The organism is Arthrobacter sp. P4_F10, assembly GCF_056401435.1.
In genome coordinates, this window is sequence record NZ_JBFUJJ010000050.1 from 1 (window position 1) to 16,792 (window position 16,792).

Genomic DNA, 16,792 nt, shown 5'->3' on the forward strand with positions numbered 1-16,792 from the left:
CGTCTCGGCACCGACCCCGTACGAGTCGGCGACGGACTTGATTGTTTTCGAAGTCGAGACGACTTCCTCGCACAGCTGGTCCTTGAACTCCTGGCTGAACCGGCGACGTGATGCAGGCATTCTGCACATTCCTCATTTCAGTAGTCCCCCGATTTTAAGGGGGTCCACTGTCCGAGAACTCCGTGGCGGCCCAGTCCTTATGGTGTTGACGGGTGGTTCCGTGGCCGTTTTAGGGTCGTGCTGCCCGGGGGAGGCGGGTATGGATTTGTTGCTGTGGCCGGAAGACTCGTGTCGTGAGGGCTCCGTAGGATTGGCCGCCCGCCGCCCCGCGATGACCCGAACCGATTGAGAGACGCGACATGATCGCCGGATAAGGACACGACGGCGCGGTTATCTGCCGGGTTCCACCCATCCGACAGACTGGAGGCTGTTTGGCGAAATTGTGGGCCGGCATCGACGCCGGCAAAGCCCACCACCACTGCGTCGTGATCGACGCCGACGGAAACCGTCTGCTCTCGCAGAATGGATCGACCTGAATCGAATTGATTGAGGGCGGAATTCTCGGGGCGAAGTTCATGGAGGTCCAGTCACCGTCAGAGCGTGGAGGGCCCTGGCAAGTTCCTCATGCAGTCTTGTCAGGTCCGGGCATGTCTCGGGGTCGGCGATTGTGGTGATGGTCAGCACGCCGGCGTAGGAGAGGACTGCAAACGCAACCGTTACGTTACCGCTGATCGCTCCGACCGGAATGATCCCGGTTACCGGCCTGCCCGCGATCACCAAGGCATGTTCGGGCCCCCGCAGATTCGTGACGAAGGTATGGACAAGGTGTTGGTGGTCTATGAAGAATCGGTAGGCGCCAAGGCGGGCGAGGGTCCGAGATATGGGGCCGATGAGTGCAGCGGAGGCTCCGGGAGGCTGCTGCTTGGCAATCCTCATTGTTGCGGCAAGTGCCGCCAGCTGTGTCTTGGCCGGACCGACCGCGGGAACGCGTACAGGGATTATTCCGCTACGGTTGCCCAGGTAGGTGACTGATGTGTGGCGGCGTGCCGAGAATAATACGGAGATCACGAACTCTTCGACATATTCGCCCCGTCCCAGCATCAGGCGGTGCAGGGCGGTCGAGACGGCGGCGAGGATGAGATCGTTGACTGTCGCTCCCTGCAGGTGTGCGGCGGTTTTGACTTCTTCCACCTCGCAGTGGAGGACGGCAAGCGTCCGTTGCGGACCCGTCGGGCGGTTGAGTGAAGTGCGGGCAGCCCTGGTCTTGCCCATCGGCCGCAGCTCGGAGGCTCCGGCGGCTGCGGTCCGCAGTGCGGTCCGCAGTGCGGCCGGCAGCCGGGCCAGTGCGTTGAATCGGCTCCTTGCAGCGTCAATGGCCAGGTGCAGCGCCGAGCCTGGGGTCTCTGGCTCCCGGCGGCCACCCCACCCGTCTTCTTCCGTGGCTGCCAGGGCCTCCAGGACGGCGAGGCCTCCAATTCCATCGGTGAGGACATGATGAAAAATGAAAACAAGCGCTGTGCGGTCCTGGCTTACGCCGGTAATGAGCTTGGCTGACCAGAGCGGACGGTCTTGGGACAACGGGGTGACGAGCATTTCGGCTGCAATGTTGAGCACGGCTTCCTCGCCGCCGGGCGCCGGACAGGCGATCACGACGAGATGATGTGCCGGATCAAAGCCGGAATCATCTGTCCAAATGGGACGCCCGCAACCGAAGGGGACAGTGACCAGTCGTTGACGCAGCCGGGGAACAGCGCCGATCCGAAGCGCCAGTGTATCCAGAAGGGAAACCGGGTCTTCGCCGGCTTCCGTGCTGAGCATGAGAATGGCCCCCACTTGCATTGGTGCTGAGCCGATGTCCGCGTCCAGAGACATCATGTCCTCGGCGCTCACCCGGTCGACATGTGGTCTTGGTGTCATTTTCGGTCTCCTGGACACGGGTCTCGGGGTTCCCTGTACTCCTTGGAGCGCAGAAAACAGAGGGGCGCGCCGACACCTGACATACCGCAACGACGACCCATATTCCTTGCCGCTGTGAAGGACGTGTGCATGCCCGTCAGGAGCCTGCCCGACCAAGGCGCCGGCCGGGTCTGAGCAGGGTGGAGGCGGCGCTCATCATCAGAGGCAAGGCCAAGACAGGCTGGCAGGCGGGGCACCTGCCCTTGCAACCTACAATTTGCGGAGCAGGCATAGCCTGCAACCCGACCTGGTCGTCATGACCTCACTGTTGGGTCTATGGGGCTTAGGCGCTAGGGCAGAACGTCCCCACTTGCTAGCAGTCTGCAGCCACCAGCGTTGCTGACGGATGCAGGTTCCGCGCAGCCGGCTTCTCCAAGTTTTGGCTCGCGCGCGCTCCGGATCTCCGTCCACCTCGGTTGCAGACAACCATGAGCTTGGCGCGTGGTGAACGTTCTCCTGGGGCTTACGGCTTGGGAGATTRCAGCCACCGTGCCAGCTCGCGGGCGGCCCCCTGTTTTCAGAGGTGTGGACCGGCCGACGATCCGCATTTGCCCGTTCAGGACAAGGCCGGCCACTACCTCCCAGGGCGGGGTGATCGGTCCGATGAACCACCGCAGATGACCTCAAAGTTTTCCCTGTGCTTCAACTTCAGCCGTGACCAGCTCCCGGGGTGTAGGCCGGGGGTGTCGGAATAACAGGAGCCGGGGTTGGTCTGGCCCGCCGGGCGGTGCCTGGCAGGGAGGACTGACCATGAGCGGAACTGCGAATCCGACGTTAAAAAGGACACTCTCACCGGCACGGCGGCCCAGGCTTCCGCTGGTGGTCTATGTGCTGACGCTGCGTAGGTTCCTGATGCTAACCCAGCGAGTTCGTGGTTGCCGGCATTCTTCCGCTGATCGCTGGTGCCCTCCAGGTGGGTGCAGCCCAGGCTGGATCGCTGATCACGGTGGATGCTATCGGCATGGTGGTGGCCGCACCGCTGATGGCGATGCTGACGACCCCCGCCGTCGGTCGGATGGTAGCGTCAGTCCTCGTCGTGCTTGACCTTGTGCAGCCGGGTAATGATGGTGGGGCAGGGGACGTTCAGCAGGACGGCGTGGGCCGTGGAACCCAGCACCAGCCGGGAAAATGCCCCGCGTCCGCGGCTGCCGAGCACCAGCAACCGGGCCTCCTGCGGCGTGTTAACCAGGGCCTTGGCAGGTTCGGTCTCAGTTTCGAGTCGCTGATGGATGACCAGATCCGGGTACGTGTCCCGCAGGCCTGCCACCGATTCGGCGAGGACTACCTTGTTTTCCTCGATGATGGTCTCGGCCAGCCCGCTGGCCGGCAACCGGGTCCCGACCCACCTGGCCGGGGTGCGGAAGGCAAGGACCACGGTCAGTTCATCGCCGGCGCGGTCGGCCTCGGTGGCGGCGAAGAACACGGCCTGCAGTGACTCCTCGGATCCGTCCACGCCGACTACGACCCCGTGGCGGCCCGTGTCGGGCGTGGGCGGGACGACGGCGACCGGGCTGTCAGAGGCGGAAACAACCTGCAAGGCGCGGTTGGTCAGCGGTCCGCCGTCGAGCCGGTGCCGGTCGTGTGTCCCCGACGACGAGCATGGAGGCGTCCTTGGAGGCTTCCATGAGGACCGCTCCCGCGCTGCCGTGCCGGAGCTGGATCTCGACTTCGACCTCGGGGGCCTGGGCATGGGCGCTGTCCTGCGCCTTTTGCAGCAGTTCCAGCCCCGCTTCCCGGATGGCCTCCCTCCACTGGAAGTCAGGGGCCATCCAGCGGTCGTCCACGGCATAAACGGCGATGACCGGCAGCTTGTGCCCGGACGCGCGCTGGAGGGCCCAGATCAGGGCGGCCTCGCTTCGTGCAGACCCCATGCGGGAACCGGCCGTTTCCTCGCACTCGACCGAACAGGCACGGTTTCAGGTCAGCCAGAGATCATCTCCCAGCGGCCGCCGCAGGCCTCGCAAACTGCCTTCGGTAGCCACCTTCCGGGCCGCCCGCAGCGTCTTCCAGTTCCTCAGTACTTACCCCAAAGTCCTGACCGGATAGTACGCGCCGTCGAGCCCCCCAAAAACGGCCCCAGATAGTCTCTTACCCCACGCGTTTCCGGGGATTTTGGAACGCCGATAACGGATCTTATGAAGTGATCCGATTCCACCGACCAAGCTCCGTGGAAGGTTAAGGTCACCGGCCCGGTGGGGTCGAATTTTTGGGCGGCTGCCGGTGAAATGTGCAAGCCGCGAGCATCGAGTTCGTCACGGGAATGCCTACGGCTTCTCCGGTACCCCGTCCCGGTACATCACGGTGCTGCGTTTGAAGATCTCCGCGTAAATGGAGGACCGGACAGCGGTCACTTCTTCCATCCCGCGGAGATCGTCGAGCAGCACGCGCAGGTCATCCAGGGTGGCCACAGCCACCTGCGCCAGCACATCCTCGCCGGATGCCGCGGCCCACCGGGTCACCGGCAGGCCGGCCAGATGCTTTCCCGGCCCCCCCGACGCCGCGCCGGAACGGGTCATGGTGACCAGCGCTTCCACGGGGAACCCCAGCGCCGCCGGGTCCACCACCGCCCTGATGAACAGCGCACCGGAACTGGTCATTGCTTCCAGCCTGCGGCTGACTGTTGCCTTGGACACCGACAATTCGGATGCCAGTTCTTCCGCGGTGGCGCGTCCGTTGCGGTGGAGCAGTTCAGCGAGCGACCGACCCGTTTCATCGAGTGACGCCACCGGGTGCCCGCTGCGGATCCCCGCCAGTTGGCCGTCCTCGTCGCGATGCAGCGCCGCATACTGCTCATTGTCCAGAATCGCCGGAGTCCAGCCGCTGGGGGTCCGGAAATACTCCAGCAACGGCGTCATGGTGAAGGATTCCACACCCGCCACTTCCGCCAGGCGACGGTAGAGCAGCCCGCCAAGTTCATCGGCGGAAATGAACATCTCAGCCACAGCCTCGTTCGCGCCGGACAGCGCACTGACCCACGACGACTCGTCCTGCGCAGCCAGCCACGAGCAGACCTGGCGAAGCTCCCGGGGGGCGGCCGTCACGCGCAGCAGGAAAGCGGAGCGCGAGCTGACCGATGCCGGGTTAATGAAGGAATTGGTGCGCACCACACCGGATTCCAGCAGCTTGTTGCCGCGACGCGCCACAGTGCGTTCCTGCTGTCCCAAAACGTCAGCGATCAGGCGCCAAGAGGCGCGGCCGTTGCGCACCAGCGCAGCCACGATCTGCCGGTCGAGCCCATCAAGCTCCTCCACGTCCCGGCTCCTGTCCTGTTACTGCGAAGGCTACGACACCGAAAGGCGGCGCCCACGGAAGGGGAACGGGGCGGCGGGCTCGCCGCCGCCCCCGCGCATTTCAGTTCCGGCCCAGATAGGCTAGCACCCCGGAGAGCGCGGCACTTGTTCCGCCAACGACGGCGGCACGGGCGTCCGGTGCGAAGAACGGTGAGTGGTTGCCGGCCGGTGCGTCGCCGTCGTCGAAAAGCTCCGGGTCGAAAGCGCCAAAGGCCCAGAAAACGCCCGGAACACCGATGGCGTCGCTGAGCCACCCTGCATCCTCCGACCCCATGCCCAGCGGCGCATCGATCAGCGCGTCGGCTCYGAAGTCCGCCGTGAACGCCTCGATCACCCGGTCCGCCGACGCAGGATCGTTGTAGCAGCGCGGAAAGCTGTTGAGCTCGGTGATGGTGGGCTCGGGCGCTGCCGAGGCAGCCGCTTCGGCCGAAATGATCCGCCGGATCGCAGCGAGGACCATTGCCCGGGTGTCCTCATCCGGTGTCCGGACGTTGAGGGAGAACTCGGCGGATTCCGGGATGATGTTTTCCTTCAGGCCGGCGTGGAATGTCCCCACGGTGACAACGGCGGGTGTCGAGGGCGCCAGTTCGCGGGAGACGATGGTCTGCAGGCGCAGCACCATTGCGGAGGCGGCGACGATCGGGTCGATGGACCTTTCCGGTTGGGAGCCGTGGGCCTGCTGGCCGTGCACGGTGATCTTCCACGAATCGGCGAGGCTCGCCATGTGGCCGCCCCGGATAAGCAGCTTTCCCTCGCTGATGGGCATGACGTGCTGGGCAAGCACCACTTCCGGTTTGGGAGCGCGGTCCCACAGGCCGTCGTCGATCATGGCCTTGGCGCCGTAGGCGGTCTCTTCGCCGGGCTGGAAGATGAGTACCAGCGTTCCGCCCCAGAGGCGGCTGCGTTCTTTGAGCAGCGTAGCCAAGGCCAGGGCGGACGCGATGTGGGTGTCATGGCCGCAGCCGTGCATCACGGGAGCAATGCTTCCGTCAGGCAACTGGCCGTTGGCGTGGCTGGAGTAGTCCAGGCCGGTTTGTTCTGCGATGGGCAGGCCATCGGTGTCGGCGCGGAAGCCGATGACCGGGCCGTCACCGTTCCGCAGGATGCCCACAACCCCGGTCACGCCGCAGCGGAAGGATTCAATGCCCAGCCCGGCGAGGTGGCGCTCGATGTATTCGGCGGTCTGGAATTCCTGGGCGGAGAGCTCAGGGTGAGCATGCAGGTGCTTGTAGACGCCGACATAGTCCTCTATGAACGACTCAGGAACTTCGACGGCAGGGGTCAGGCGTACGCCTGTGATGATGGTCATTGCTGGCTTCCCTATCAGTGGGTGGGTTCGGAAATGCGGGTGGCCTGGCTGGTTTCGGTCGACTCAGCCGCCGGGACCTGCGGATCCTTGGACCGCGCAAACCAGGAGGCAGCGATGGTGATGATGACGGCAAGCGCCGTGGCAAAGTACGTCAGTCCCGGTGCCAGTGGCACAACAGCGAAAACGATGACGGCGGCAACGATGACCGCCGCGATGGTGGTCCGGCGGCTTTTCATGGCCATGACGCTCTGCAGCACCACGGCCCCGAAAATCGCGGGCAGGATGTAGCTGCGGGTAGTGGCGATCAGCGGCGCGGGGAGCATTCCCACGAGCCAGGTTCCCAATACGCCGACGAAGAGGATGAGGGTGGTGATGTGGACCAGCACCGCCCCGATAATGGCGCTGCCGGCGATGAGTTCGGCGCGGCGGGTGCCCGGTTTTTCCCCGAGGTTGGCTTGGGCCACGATGGCCGCCGGCAGCAGTTTATTGGCGATGTTGCCGATCAGGAACGCCTGGTACATGGCCGAACGCCCCAGAATGGGGAAGTAGGACACCGGCTCGATCACGGCGATGATGCCGAAGGTGGCCAAGACGGCACCGACGGCGGTGACCAGTTCCAGCGGCGTCACTCCCATCCCGGTGCCGAAGGCGGCGTACAGCGCGGCAGCGAGGGAAAACAGTAGTCCGAGCCCCAGCGTGATGGGGCCCCAGATGTTTGTGGTGCGGTCGAACGCCGAAAACTGTGCAGTTGTGTCTGTGGAAGTCGAGGTGGACATCAGAAGGGCTCCTGTCGGTTGTTTCAGGCTGCTGCGGTCATGAGAAACGCGCCGGTGAGGGCCACGATGATGGACACTCCCAGCCCCCATTCGCGCAGCCACGGAAGCCGGAGCTTGTGCGCCAGCAGCAGGCAGACGCCCATCGCCGCCGCGGAGGCGAGCATCGTGACAAGGTGGACGGGCGACTTGAGCACCTCCTGGAAAGCAAGGGTGAAGAAGGCGCCCAGCAGCGCCGCCGTCGGCACGATGGCCATCACTGCAGTGTTCACCCTGCGGAGCTTGGCGTCGCCTTTGCTCAGAATGGGGGTCAGGATCAGCGCGGTCAGCATCCAGGCGAGGCCGCCGATGGTCATGGCAGCGAAGGCGATCGCAAAGATCTTCTGCGTGTACGTGGGGCCTCCCAGTTGTGCGCCCTGCGTGCCCGCTGAAATGCCGGCTGCCGCGACGTCGAAGGCCGCCGATCCAACCAGGCCGATCCGCGTGAGCACTGCGGGCGTTCCGAACAGCGGGAGCAGCGAGATGGCGATGAGCGCCACGGCAAGGGATGGACCGACGGCGGCGGCCGCGCCGGAGCGGACCGAACTGGTGACCTGTGCCGGCGTCAGCTCCGCTGCGGGAGCCGCCTTCCTGATGGCCTTGAAGTATATGGCCGACTGGAGGATGACGACGGCGAAAACGCCCACCGCGGAGGCCCACAGGACGGGGTGGTGGATCAAAGCGGTGATATCTGTGGAACCGGGATCGACAGCGGCGACAACCACGTTTTTCTCCTCTGGAAACTAAGGGAACACTCCTTTGTGCGAGTGTCTATAAATTGAGCTACATGAACTGCTGGTGCCGCTTTATTTCATTTTTACAGCACCGAACGTCCATAAGTACACAGTTTCTATGTTTCAGGCAGATCACCAGAGTGAAGCAGCGACGTAAATTCGGCGGTAGCGGGGCAGAGCCCAGGACGGCGCCTCATGCGAGCTAGGCTCAGCCCCGCGGGAAATGCCGAAGAACCGGAACGAGGCCACGGCGAATACCGCGACGAACGAAAGTCAGGCAGCCGATCGCCGCCGCGGGCTGGGAGGGCACCACGAAGTCAGGGGAAATCCTTGGCGGTCCGCTCCCAGTTCTCCTGCGCTCCAGCAGGCACTTCAGAAATGACTTGAATCCGCATGGAACAGCGTCTTTCCCCAGGACATGTCTCGTTTACCTCGTCAAGACTTGGATGCCCAGCAGCGGCAAATCCAGGGATAACAATTGAGCGGTTTGTGCAGACAGTGTCTGCACAAACTGGCCCGGTTCTGGCGGGGGAGTCGTGCCGGGCATCAACCGCCGGATGGGTCGTTAGTGCGGTCAACGGGCTATGTGGTTATCGAGCTCAAGACGGGCAAGTTTCAGCCCGAGTACGCCGGCAAGCTCAACTTCTACGTCGCCCTTGTCGATGACGTGCTCCTTGCCCGGGCCGGGGACGTTTGCCTGAGCACAAGCCGGCCCCCGCTGTTGCTCGCAACACAGCGGGGGCCTTCTGCCGTGGCGCAAACCACGTGTGCCGGTCCTCTACGCGGCCACGGTGATGTCCGTGTCGGCAGGGCTAAGGTGATCCTTAAGTTCGGCGATGAAGGCCTTGAGATTGGCCGAGCGGCAGTCCCGGCGCCACATGAGCCACGTCTCAGCGCTGCCGAGCCGGCCGGGCATTTCGTGCGCCTGGACCCTGGTTGCGCCCGGCAGCGTTTCGAGGAGGGATTCGGGGATCATGCTGATGCCGGCGCCCGCCGCGACGCAGGCGAGCATGCTGTAGTAAGACGAGATTTCAACGATCCGCCCGGGCACGATACCTTCTGATTCGAGCCAGTCCTCGAACCGCTGCCGGTAGGAACAGACACGGCCAAAAACAAATGCTGTCGGATGGGAAGCCCTGAAATCATCGTTGATCTCGGTCACGGACTGGGGTGTAATGATGCGCAGGTTCTCGCTGAAGGCCTTGATTCCCGTCAGGGCAGGTACAGCCGGCTTGCCGTCGGAAAAGGCCGCCGTGAGTTGGCCGTTGAGCAGCCGGTCAAAGAGGTGGCCGGAGGAATTGGCGTCCAGTTCCAGTTCCACGGCAGGGTAGTGGAGGTGGAAGGCGGCGAGGATGGGCGGGATGCGCACCGCTGCGGTGCTCTCCAGGGCTCCCAGCCGGAAGCGGCCGCGCGGTGTGCCCTGGGTGGAGAACGCCTTGGCATCATTGACCAGGTCAATGATCCTTTGCGCATGGTCCAGGAAGAGCTCGCCATCGGCCGAGAGGGAGCTTTGCCGCTTGTCGCGCACGAGGAGCTTAACGCCCAATTCCCGCTCCAGCTGCTGAATACGGGTCGACACGTTCGAGGGAGCACGAAGCAACTTGGTGGCCGCCTTGGTGATGCTGCCCGTCTCCGCGACGGCGATAAAGATTTCCAGCTGCGAGATCTCCATGGTCCTCTGTTCTCCAAAAGCGAAGTGATGTAACCAAACATCACGCTTACAGAAGAATGACAGCCCTCCGGTTCCTTTTCAACCGATGCAGGGCGACAGGGGAGTGGGCAAGCTAAACACCGGCTAATCGTTCTCTTTACGAGAAGTGAAACTTCGGAAACTTCATATTTATCAAAGTGTCCCGTGCTTCTAGAGTCGTTGTTAGCCCCATCACACGAACTTGAAGGAACACATCATGGGCACTATCGAAGTTGCCGTCGCGAAGTCGACGAACCCGGCCACCGGCGAAGACGTCGCGATCTACCCGTATCTGGATGAGCAGGCCGTCACGGACGTCGTCCGGTCCGCCGCCGAGGGTTTCGCCAGCTGGCGGGACACGTCTCCAGCACGGCGCGCGGAGGTCTTCCGCCGGCTGGCGGAACTGCTGCGCCGCGACACCGCGAAGCTTGCCGGCGTGATTACCGCAGAAATGGGCAAGCCGGTCACCCAGGCCCAGGCCGAAGTCACCAAGTGCGCGAACACGCTCGACTGGTACGCCGAGAACGGCCCGGCCATGCTCGAGGACACCGCGACGACGATCGGTCCGGAAGCCTACGTCTCCTACCTGCCCACCGGCACAGTGTTGGCGATCATGCCGTGGAACTTCCCTGTCTGGCAGGTCTTCCGGGGCGCCGCGCCGATCATTCTGGGCGGCAACGGCTACCTCCTCAAGCCCGCCTCGAACGTTGTGGGCTGCGGACTGGCCCTGGAGGCACTGTGGGAGGAAGCGGGTCTTCCGAAAGGCACCTTTGCCGTCGTGAACTGCGACCGCCATCACGTGCCGGCCATCATCCATACCCCGGCAATCACTGGCGTGGCCGTAACCGGCGGCACCGCGGCCGGGCAGAGCGTGGCCGCGGAGGCCGGGCGGGCCCTGAAGAAGGTCATCCTGGAACTCGGGGGATCGGACCCGTTCATCGTCCTTGCCGACGCCGACCTGGACAAGGCGGTGGACGCTGCGGCGACCGGGCGCATGGTGAATGCCGGACAGGTGTGCATCTCGGCGAAGCGGATCATTGTCGAACGCGCCGTCTACGCCGAGTTCACCGCGAAACTGGCCCGCCGCGTTGCAAGCTTCAAGGTCGGGGACCCCGCAGATCCGGAAACCTTCGTTGGCCCGATGGCCAAGGAGGATGCCCTGCGTGATGTCGATGACCAGGTCAAACGCTCCGTCGCGGAGGGGGCCGAGCTCCTTACCGGCGGCCATCGGCTGCCCGGTCCCGGTTCGTTCTACGCCCCCACCGTCCTTGCCGGTGTTACCGAGTCCATGACCGCCTTCAAGGAAGAGATCTTCGGCCCGGTCGCGACGGTCATCGCCGCCGAGAACGCCGAGGATGCCCTGGCCAAGGCCAACAACTCCGAATTCGGCCTCAGCGCCGCCATCTGGACCGGCGACAACGCCAAAGCCCGGGCCATGGCCCGCAGGATCGACGCCGGCGGCGTCTTCATCAACGGCCTCTCCATCTCGGACCCCCGGATCCCCATCGGCGGTGTGAAGAAGAGCGGCTTTGGACGGGAGCTGTCCTACCTCGGCGTCCACGAATTCACCAACATCCAGGCGGTCTGGGACCAGACACCACTCAACGCCGCCGAAGAGGCAGCCAAAGGAGTAACCCAATGAGCACCACCACCACCAACCAGGAACTGTTCGACAAAGGCCTCGCCACCCGCCGGGAAGTCCTCGGCGACGCGTACGTCCAGCGCAGCATGGACAGCGCCGACGAGTTCTCCATGCCCATGCAGGAACTCGTCACCCAATACTGCTGGGGCGATGTCTGGAACCGGCCCGGCCTGGAACGCGCCCAGCGCAGCCTGATCAACCTGGCCATGATCAGCGCCCTGAACCGGCCCCACGAGCTGAAGGTCCACGTCCGCGGCGCCATCCGCAACGGCGTGACCAAGGAACAAATCAAAGAGGTCTTCCTCCAGGTCGCCATTTACTGCGGCGCCCCCGCCGCACTGGAAAGCTTCCGCCTGGCCCGCGAGGTCTTCAAGGAAATGGAGGCCGAGGCATGAGCGCCATCGGCTTCATCGGACTCGGGAACATGGGCTTCCCCATGGCCTCACGTCTTGCCGACGCCGGCCACCGGCTGATCGTCAACGACCGTGATGAGGGCGCCGTCCAGCGCTTTCAGGACGAACACCCGGACGCCAGGACCGCCGCCGACGAGGGCGCCTGGCAGGAAGCCGATGTCATCATCACGATGCTTCCCAACTCCGACATCGTCGAAGGGGTGCTGACCGACGGCGGAGTCGCCACGGCCGCGTCCCTGAACACCCTGTTCATCGACATGTCATCCTCCGAACCTATCCGCTCCCGGAACCTGGGCCAGCGGCTGGAACGGCAAGGGATGCGGTATCTGGACGCCCCGGTCTCCGGCGGAGTCCGCGGTGCCCAGAACGGGCAGCTCGCCATTATGGTCGGCGGCAACTGGCACGACCTGGACCAGGCCAAGGACATCTTCGACGTCCTGGGCAAATCCGTCATACACGTCGGCAAGGCCGGCACCGGGCACGCGGCCAAGGCACTGAACAACCTCGTCTCGGCCGCGTCGGTCGCCGCGACCGTCGAGGCGATCCGCGTGGGTGAGCGCTTCGGCATCGATCCGGCGACGATGACCGAGGTCCTGAACGCGTCCTCCGGACGGAGCAACACCTCCGAAAACAAGGTCCGACAGTTCATGCTCAGCGGAACGTTCGGATCCGGGTTCCCGATCGGACTGATGACCAAAGACATCAAGATCGCCACGGCCCTGGCAGATTCCCTGGGCATCGATGCCCCGTTCAGCCGCGACTGCGAAAACATCTGGCAGTCCGCCCTCGATGCCGGCCACGGCGCCGAGGACCACACGAGGATGTACGAATACCTCGCCACCACCACTCCGGCTTTCAACGATGAAAGGCAAATCCATGCATGACTTCGCACAGGTGCTGCAGAGCGCCACCAAGGACTTCGAGTTCAACCGCGAAATGCGCTACTACACCGGCAAACTCCATGTCGCCATCGGCGACAAGGCCTGGCTGGCCTCCTACGACGACGGCAAGCTCCTCACGGTCGAACCCTCCGGCACCGACCCCAAGGACGCCGCCATCTGGATCAAAGGCACCGACGAGCAGTGGAAGGACATGACCGCCGAATACCCGCGCCCGTTCTTCCAGTCCCTGCAGAGCTCCTCCGCCAAGCACGGAGTCCTGCTCAGCAACACCCACCAGCTCTATGCCTACCTGCCGGCCCTGAACCGGCTCATGCAAATCTTCCGCCAGCTCAACGTCGAAGGAGCGTAAGTCATGGCAAAGTTTGAACCTATCAAGGGCGGTTACGTCTACCTCACCGTCGAGGACGTCGAATACCGGGTCTACTACGAAGAGGCCGGGCAAGGCATCCCGCTCCTCGTCGGGCACACCGCCGGCTCCGACGGGCGCCAGTACCGGCACCTGCTCAACGACGCCGAGGTCACGTCCCGCTACCGGGTCATCGCCTTCGACCTGCCCTTCCACGGCAAGTCCCTTCCCCCGCACGGGGAGAAGTGGTGGACCCAGGAATACAACATGACCAAATCCCGGATGATGGCCTTCCCCAACGCCCTCTCCGAAGCCCTCGAGCTGGACCGTCCCGTCTATTTGGGCAGCTCCATGGGCGGGCACCTCGCCATCGATCTGGCCTCCAACTTCAACGACCGCTACCGTGCCACGATCTCCGTGGAAGGGGCCCTGCGCTCCGCGGCCGAGTACGTGGAAGTCGGCATGGACGGCATCCGCCGCGAGTTCGACAACCCCAACGTCTCCCGCAACTCCATCGGGGCGGCCATGCTCCTGAACATCTCGCCGTACTCCCCGGAGGAGAACGTCCGCGAGATCCAGTGGGAGTACCAGTCCGGCGGCCCCGGCGTCTTCGCCGGCGACCTGTATTACTACTACTACGACCACAACGTCTCCCCGGAAGAGGCAGCCGCCATCGACACGAGCAAGTGCATGCTGTACCTGCTCACGGGCGAATACGACCMCAACACCTCCCCGGCCGAAACCAAGGAAGTCGCGAACCTGGTCAAGGGCTCCAAGTTCTGGGAAATGCCCAAACTCGGCCACTTCCCGGTCACCGAGAACTACCCCGAATTCCGCAAGTTCCTCCTGCCGATCCTCGCCGAGATCGAAGCCAAGTCCCGCTAAGGACCCACCGCCGGCGGGCCGGACACCCCGGCCCGCCGCACCCGGCGCCCGCATCACCGGCGCGCATCACATCCTGACAGGCACCGCTGCCGCCACGTCCCCAGGCAGTCACGCCCAAAAACCGCTTGCACACCCCAACCTCAGCCCCCTGAACCCACCAATGGAGGTGGATCATGTCCACAAACAGCAACACGGCCTGGCGGCCGGCGCACGTCACCAACCGGCAGATCAAATTCGCGACCATCCTTTGCTTCCTGGCCTGGGCGTTCGCGGTCTACGACTTCATCCTCTTCGGCACGCTGCTGCCCGAACTCGGGAGAGAACTCGGCCTGAACGAAGCCGAACAGGCCACCATGGTCACCTGGATGTCCGTCGGCGCCGTCGGCATGGGCCTCATCGCAGGGCCCGTCGTCGACAAATTCGGCCGCAAGGCCGGACTCGCCTTCACCACCGCTGGAGCAGGCATCGCCTCGGCGTTGACCGCACTCGGCGGAATCGTCCCGGTCGCCGTCCTCGTGGCCATCCGGTCCCTCAGCGGCCTGGGCTTGTCCGAACAAGGCGTGAACGGCGCCTACCTCAGCGAGCTCTACGGCGCGTCCGATGACCCCCGGATCAAGAAGCGCCAAGGCTTCATCTACTCCCTCGTCCAGGGCGGCTGGCCGATCGGCGCCATCCTCGCCGCCGCGCTGACCGCTGTCCTGCTTCCCGTGATCGGATGGGCCGGATGCTTCGTCTTCGCAGCCATCCCGTCCCTGATTGTCGCGGCACTGGCCCGCAAACTGCGAGAATCACCGCAGTTCGAATCCATCCAGAAAATCCGGAAACTCCAAAAGACAGGCCGCCATGCCGACGCGGAAGACCTCTCCGCCGCCCTCGGAATCGAAGAGCACGAAACCCGCAGCACCCTCGCGGACGTCTTCCGCGGCCGGAGCCTGCGCACCACCCTGGCCCTGGGGCTGGGCCACATCCTGAACTACTTTCCCGTCCAGGTCTTCAGCGTGCTCGGCACCACCGTCCTGGTCAGCGTCCACAACGTGTCCTTCACCAACTCCCTCGCCATTCTCCTGATGTCCAACGTGATCGCCTACCTCGGCTACCTCACGCACGGGTTCTTCGGCGACAAGTTCGGGCGCCGCAACGTCATCGCCTTCGGCTGGATCACCGGCGGCATCGTCTTCACCGCCATGATCTTCGGTCCCAGCGACTTCTGGACCGTCGTCGCGCTTTACAGCCTCGGAACGTTCTTCCTCATCGGACCGTACTCCTGCGTGCTCTTCTTCGTCGGGGAAAGCTACGACACCCGCATCCGCGGCCGCGGCGCAACCTTTGTTGCAGCAGTCGGCCCCATCGGCGCGATCCTATCCAGTGCACTGGCGGCCACCCTGCTCTCCGGCGGCGGCAACTGGGCGACCGCCGCATTCCTCTTCGGAGCGATCCCGTGCGTCCTCTCCGGCGTCGCGGTCCTCTTCTCCCGCAAGCACCAGCACGTCGCCGACCCCGTGCACATCCCGGCCGTCGCCGGGGGAGCCCCGGCCGACGAGTCAGCCCACTAACAACCCTCGACCAGGCAGTTGCGGGGCGCCGACGAGCCRCCGGCAACTGCCTTCGACGAAAGAGACCCTAGATGTCTGAACCCGCCTACGGCCGCGTGGCCGTCATGACCAGCCCCCGGGAACTCGACTACGCCGAGTATCCCCTGCCTGCCCCGGGACCCGGGGCGATCCTGATGAAAGTGACCCGGGCCAACGTCTGCGGCTCCGAGCTGCACATCTGGAACGGCAAGCACCCCGTGAAGAAGAGCGGAGGCCTCGGCCACGAAATGGTCGGAACCGTCGCCGCCATCGGGGACGGCCGCCCCACCGACAACGCCGGCCAGCCGCTCAACCCGGGAGACCGCATCGTCGCCACCTACTTCCAGACCTGCGATCGCTGCGCCCGGTGCCTGGGCGGGCAGCCGAACCTCTGCGACAACGCCTACGAGTTCTTCGGCAAGCAGCCGGAGGAAGCCCCCCACTTCCACGCCGCCTTCGGCACCCACTACTACATCCACCCACGCCAGCACGTCTACAAAGTCCCGGACGAAATCCCCGACTCCGTGGCCGCCAGCGCCAACTGTGCCCTCTCCCAGGTCACCTTCGGCATTGACCAGATCGGCCTGCAGTACGGGGAAACCCTGCTCATCCAAGGCGCCGGAGGGTTGGGGCTGAACGCGGCCGCGGTCGCCAAGGAACGCGGCGCAACCGTCATCGTCATCGACCCTTCCGAGCCGCGCCTGGCCCAGGCGCAGCGCTTCGGAGCGGACCACACGATCAACATGGCCGAAATCCCGGACCTTGAGGAAAGGATCACCGCCATCCAGCGGCTCACCGGAGGCCAGGGCCCCGACGTCGCAATTGAACTGACGGGCGTCCCCGACGCCTTTGCCGAAGGACTGCGGCAGATCCGCCGAGGAGGACGCTACCTGGTCATGGGCAACCTTTCTCCTGGCCGGACCGTGCCGTTCGACCCCGGCTATGTCACTCGCAAAGCGCTCACCATCAAGCACGTGGACCGCTACGAAGGCCGCTACCTCTACAAGTCCCTGGCCTTCCTCGCGGAGCACCGGGACAAGTACCCCTTCGATGCCATGATCGACGCGACGTTCACTCTGGACGACGTTGAAGAGGCCCTGGAAAAGTCCCTGGCCCGCGAAGTCACCCGAGCCGCGATCCTTATGGACGACACAGCTGAGCCCCGCCCCGAGCTCTCCACGCCATAGTGAATGGAATATCACCATGACAACAACACACCGCGCCTTGACCCCTAACCAGGTC

The 16,792-nt window shown here is 64.5% G+C and carries 16 protein-coding genes and 1 pseudogene; 8 read left to right on the plus strand and 9 right to left on the minus strand.

Annotated features, from left to right (window positions below; genetic code table 11):
* The 8 genes from AC1DR1_RS21545 to AC1DR1_RS21580 form a co-directional block, all read right to left on the minus strand.
* On the minus strand, positions 1-120 hold a 120-nt coding region (locus tag AC1DR1_RS21545; RefSeq protein ID WP_476993284.1), incomplete at its 3' end, for a transposase.
* Between the two features lie 453 nt (positions 121-573).
* A complete protein-coding gene (locus AC1DR1_RS21550; protein ID WP_476993275.1) occupies positions 574-1,917 on the minus strand; it encodes a wax ester/triacylglycerol synthase domain-containing protein in 1,344 nt (447 codons plus the stop codon).
* A 1,063-nt stretch (positions 1,918-2,980) separates the two neighbouring features.
* Positions 2,981-3,493: a universal stress protein gene (locus AC1DR1_RS21555; protein WP_476993276.1), complete on the minus strand. Its 513-nt coding sequence runs from the start codon at positions 3,491-3,493 to the stop codon at positions 2,981-2,983.
* Positions 3,471-3,827, minus strand: a complete 357-nt coding sequence (locus AC1DR1_RS21560) for a universal stress protein (RefSeq protein WP_476993277.1) — start codon at positions 3,825-3,827, stop codon at positions 3,471-3,473. The genes AC1DR1_RS21555 and AC1DR1_RS21560 overlap by 23 nt, the downstream gene beginning before the upstream one ends.
* Positions 3,828-4,220: 393 nt before the next feature.
* Positions 4,221-5,207, minus strand: coding sequence for an Lrp/AsnC family transcriptional regulator (locus AC1DR1_RS21565; RefSeq protein ID WP_229992302.1), 987 nt, complete (start codon positions 5,205-5,207; stop codon positions 4,221-4,223).
* 100 nt (positions 5,208-5,307) lie between these two features.
* Positions 5,308-6,555: an amidohydrolase gene (locus AC1DR1_RS21570; RefSeq protein WP_476993278.1), complete on the minus strand. Its 1,248-nt coding sequence runs from the start codon at positions 6,553-6,555 to the stop codon at positions 5,308-5,310.
* 14 nt (positions 6,556-6,569) lie between these two features.
* On the minus strand, positions 6,570-7,331 hold the full coding sequence (locus tag AC1DR1_RS21575) for a hypothetical protein (protein ID WP_476967593.1): 762 nt from the start codon (positions 7,329-7,331) through the stop codon (positions 6,570-6,572).
* 23 nt (positions 7,332-7,354) lie between these two features.
* Positions 7,355-8,092: a DUF5058 family protein gene (locus AC1DR1_RS21580; RefSeq protein WP_476993279.1), complete on the minus strand. Its 738-nt coding sequence runs from the start codon at positions 8,090-8,092 to the stop codon at positions 7,355-7,357.
* Between the two features lie 592 nt (positions 8,093-8,684).
* Between AC1DR1_RS21580 and AC1DR1_RS21585 the strand changes: the two are divergent.
* Positions 8,685-8,774: pseudogene (locus tag AC1DR1_RS21585) on the plus strand (PDDEXK nuclease domain-containing protein); the annotation flags it as partial.
* Positions 8,775-8,879: 105 nt separating this feature from the next.
* Here AC1DR1_RS21585 and AC1DR1_RS21590 read toward each other — a convergent pair.
* A complete protein-coding gene (locus AC1DR1_RS21590) occupies positions 8,880-9,773 on the minus strand; it encodes a LysR family transcriptional regulator (protein ID WP_364742553.1) in 894 nt (297 codons plus the stop codon).
* A gap of 235 nt (positions 9,774-10,008) precedes the next feature.
* Here AC1DR1_RS21590 and AC1DR1_RS21595 point away from each other — a divergent pair, with 235 nt between their 5' ends.
* From AC1DR1_RS21595 to AC1DR1_RS21625, 7 genes are all read left to right on the plus strand, one after another.
* A complete protein-coding gene (locus tag AC1DR1_RS21595; protein ID WP_476993280.1) occupies positions 10,009-11,433 on the plus strand; it encodes an NAD-dependent succinate-semialdehyde dehydrogenase in 1,425 nt (474 codons plus the stop codon).
* Positions 11,430-11,828, plus strand: coding sequence for a 4-carboxymuconolactone decarboxylase (gene pcaC / locus AC1DR1_RS21600; RefSeq protein ID WP_476967596.1), 399 nt, complete (start codon positions 11,430-11,432; stop codon positions 11,826-11,828). Before AC1DR1_RS21595 ends, pcaC begins: the two co-directional genes overlap by 4 nt.
* Positions 11,825-12,730 (plus strand): NAD(P)-dependent oxidoreductase, encoded by a 906-nt coding sequence (locus AC1DR1_RS21605; protein WP_476993281.1) that lies wholly within the window; start codon positions 11,825-11,827, stop codon positions 12,728-12,730. The genes pcaC and AC1DR1_RS21605 overlap by 4 nt, the downstream gene beginning before the upstream one ends.
* Positions 12,723-13,097, plus strand: a complete 375-nt coding sequence (locus AC1DR1_RS21610; protein WP_476967598.1) for a hypothetical protein — start codon at positions 12,723-12,725, stop codon at positions 13,095-13,097. The genes AC1DR1_RS21605 and AC1DR1_RS21610 overlap by 8 nt, the downstream gene beginning before the upstream one ends.
* A 3-nt stretch (positions 13,098-13,100) precedes the next feature.
* Positions 13,101-13,979 carry an alpha/beta fold hydrolase gene (locus AC1DR1_RS21615; protein ID WP_476993282.1) on the plus strand — a complete coding sequence of 293 codons (879 nt, stop codon included), beginning with the start codon at positions 13,101-13,103 and terminating at the stop codon, positions 13,977-13,979.
* Between the two features lie 173 nt (positions 13,980-14,152).
* Positions 14,153-15,532, plus strand: coding sequence for an MFS transporter (locus tag AC1DR1_RS21620; RefSeq protein WP_364742565.1), 1,380 nt, complete (start codon positions 14,153-14,155; stop codon positions 15,530-15,532).
* Between the two features lie 71 nt (positions 15,533-15,603).
* Positions 15,604-16,737, plus strand: a complete 1,134-nt coding sequence (locus AC1DR1_RS21625; protein ID WP_476993283.1) for a zinc-binding dehydrogenase — start codon at positions 15,604-15,606, stop codon at positions 16,735-16,737.
* Positions 16,738-16,792: the final 55 nt, after the last annotated feature.

What these genes read in the sequence shown, in the direction of transcription:
- AC1DR1_RS21550 (WP_476993275.1), bottom strand. Translation starts at nt 1,917, where the DNA reads ATGACACCAAGACCACATGTCGACCGGGTGAGCGCCGAGGACATGATG.
- AC1DR1_RS21560 (WP_476993277.1), bottom strand. Translation starts at nt 3,827, where the DNA reads ATGGGGTCTGCACGAAGCGAGGCCGCCCTGATCTGGGCCCTCCAGCGC.
- AC1DR1_RS21575 (WP_476967593.1), bottom strand. Translation starts at nt 7,331, where the DNA reads ATGTCCACCTCGACTTCCACAGACACAACTGCACAGTTTTCGGCGTTC.
- AC1DR1_RS21590 (WP_364742553.1), bottom strand. Translation starts at nt 9,773, where the DNA reads ATGGAGATCTCGCAGCTGGAAATCTTTATCGCCGTCGCGGAGACGGGC.
- AC1DR1_RS21595 (WP_476993280.1), top strand. Translation starts at nt 10,009, where the DNA reads ATGGGCACTATCGAAGTTGCCGTCGCGAAGTCGACGAACCCGGCCACC.
- pcaC (WP_476967596.1), top strand. Translation starts at nt 11,430, where the DNA reads ATGAGCACCACCACCACCAACCAGGAACTGTTCGACAAAGGCCTCGCC.
- AC1DR1_RS21605 (WP_476993281.1), top strand. Translation starts at nt 11,825, where the DNA reads ATGAGCGCCATCGGCTTCATCGGACTCGGGAACATGGGCTTCCCCATG.
- AC1DR1_RS21610 (WP_476967598.1), top strand. Translation starts at nt 12,723, where the DNA reads ATGCATGACTTCGCACAGGTGCTGCAGAGCGCCACCAAGGACTTCGAG.
- AC1DR1_RS21620 (WP_364742565.1), top strand. Translation starts at nt 14,153, where the DNA reads ATGTCCACAAACAGCAACACGGCCTGGCGGCCGGCGCACGTCACCAAC.
- AC1DR1_RS21625 (WP_476993283.1), top strand. Translation starts at nt 15,604, where the DNA reads ATGTCTGAACCCGCCTACGGCCGCGTGGCCGTCATGACCAGCCCCCGG.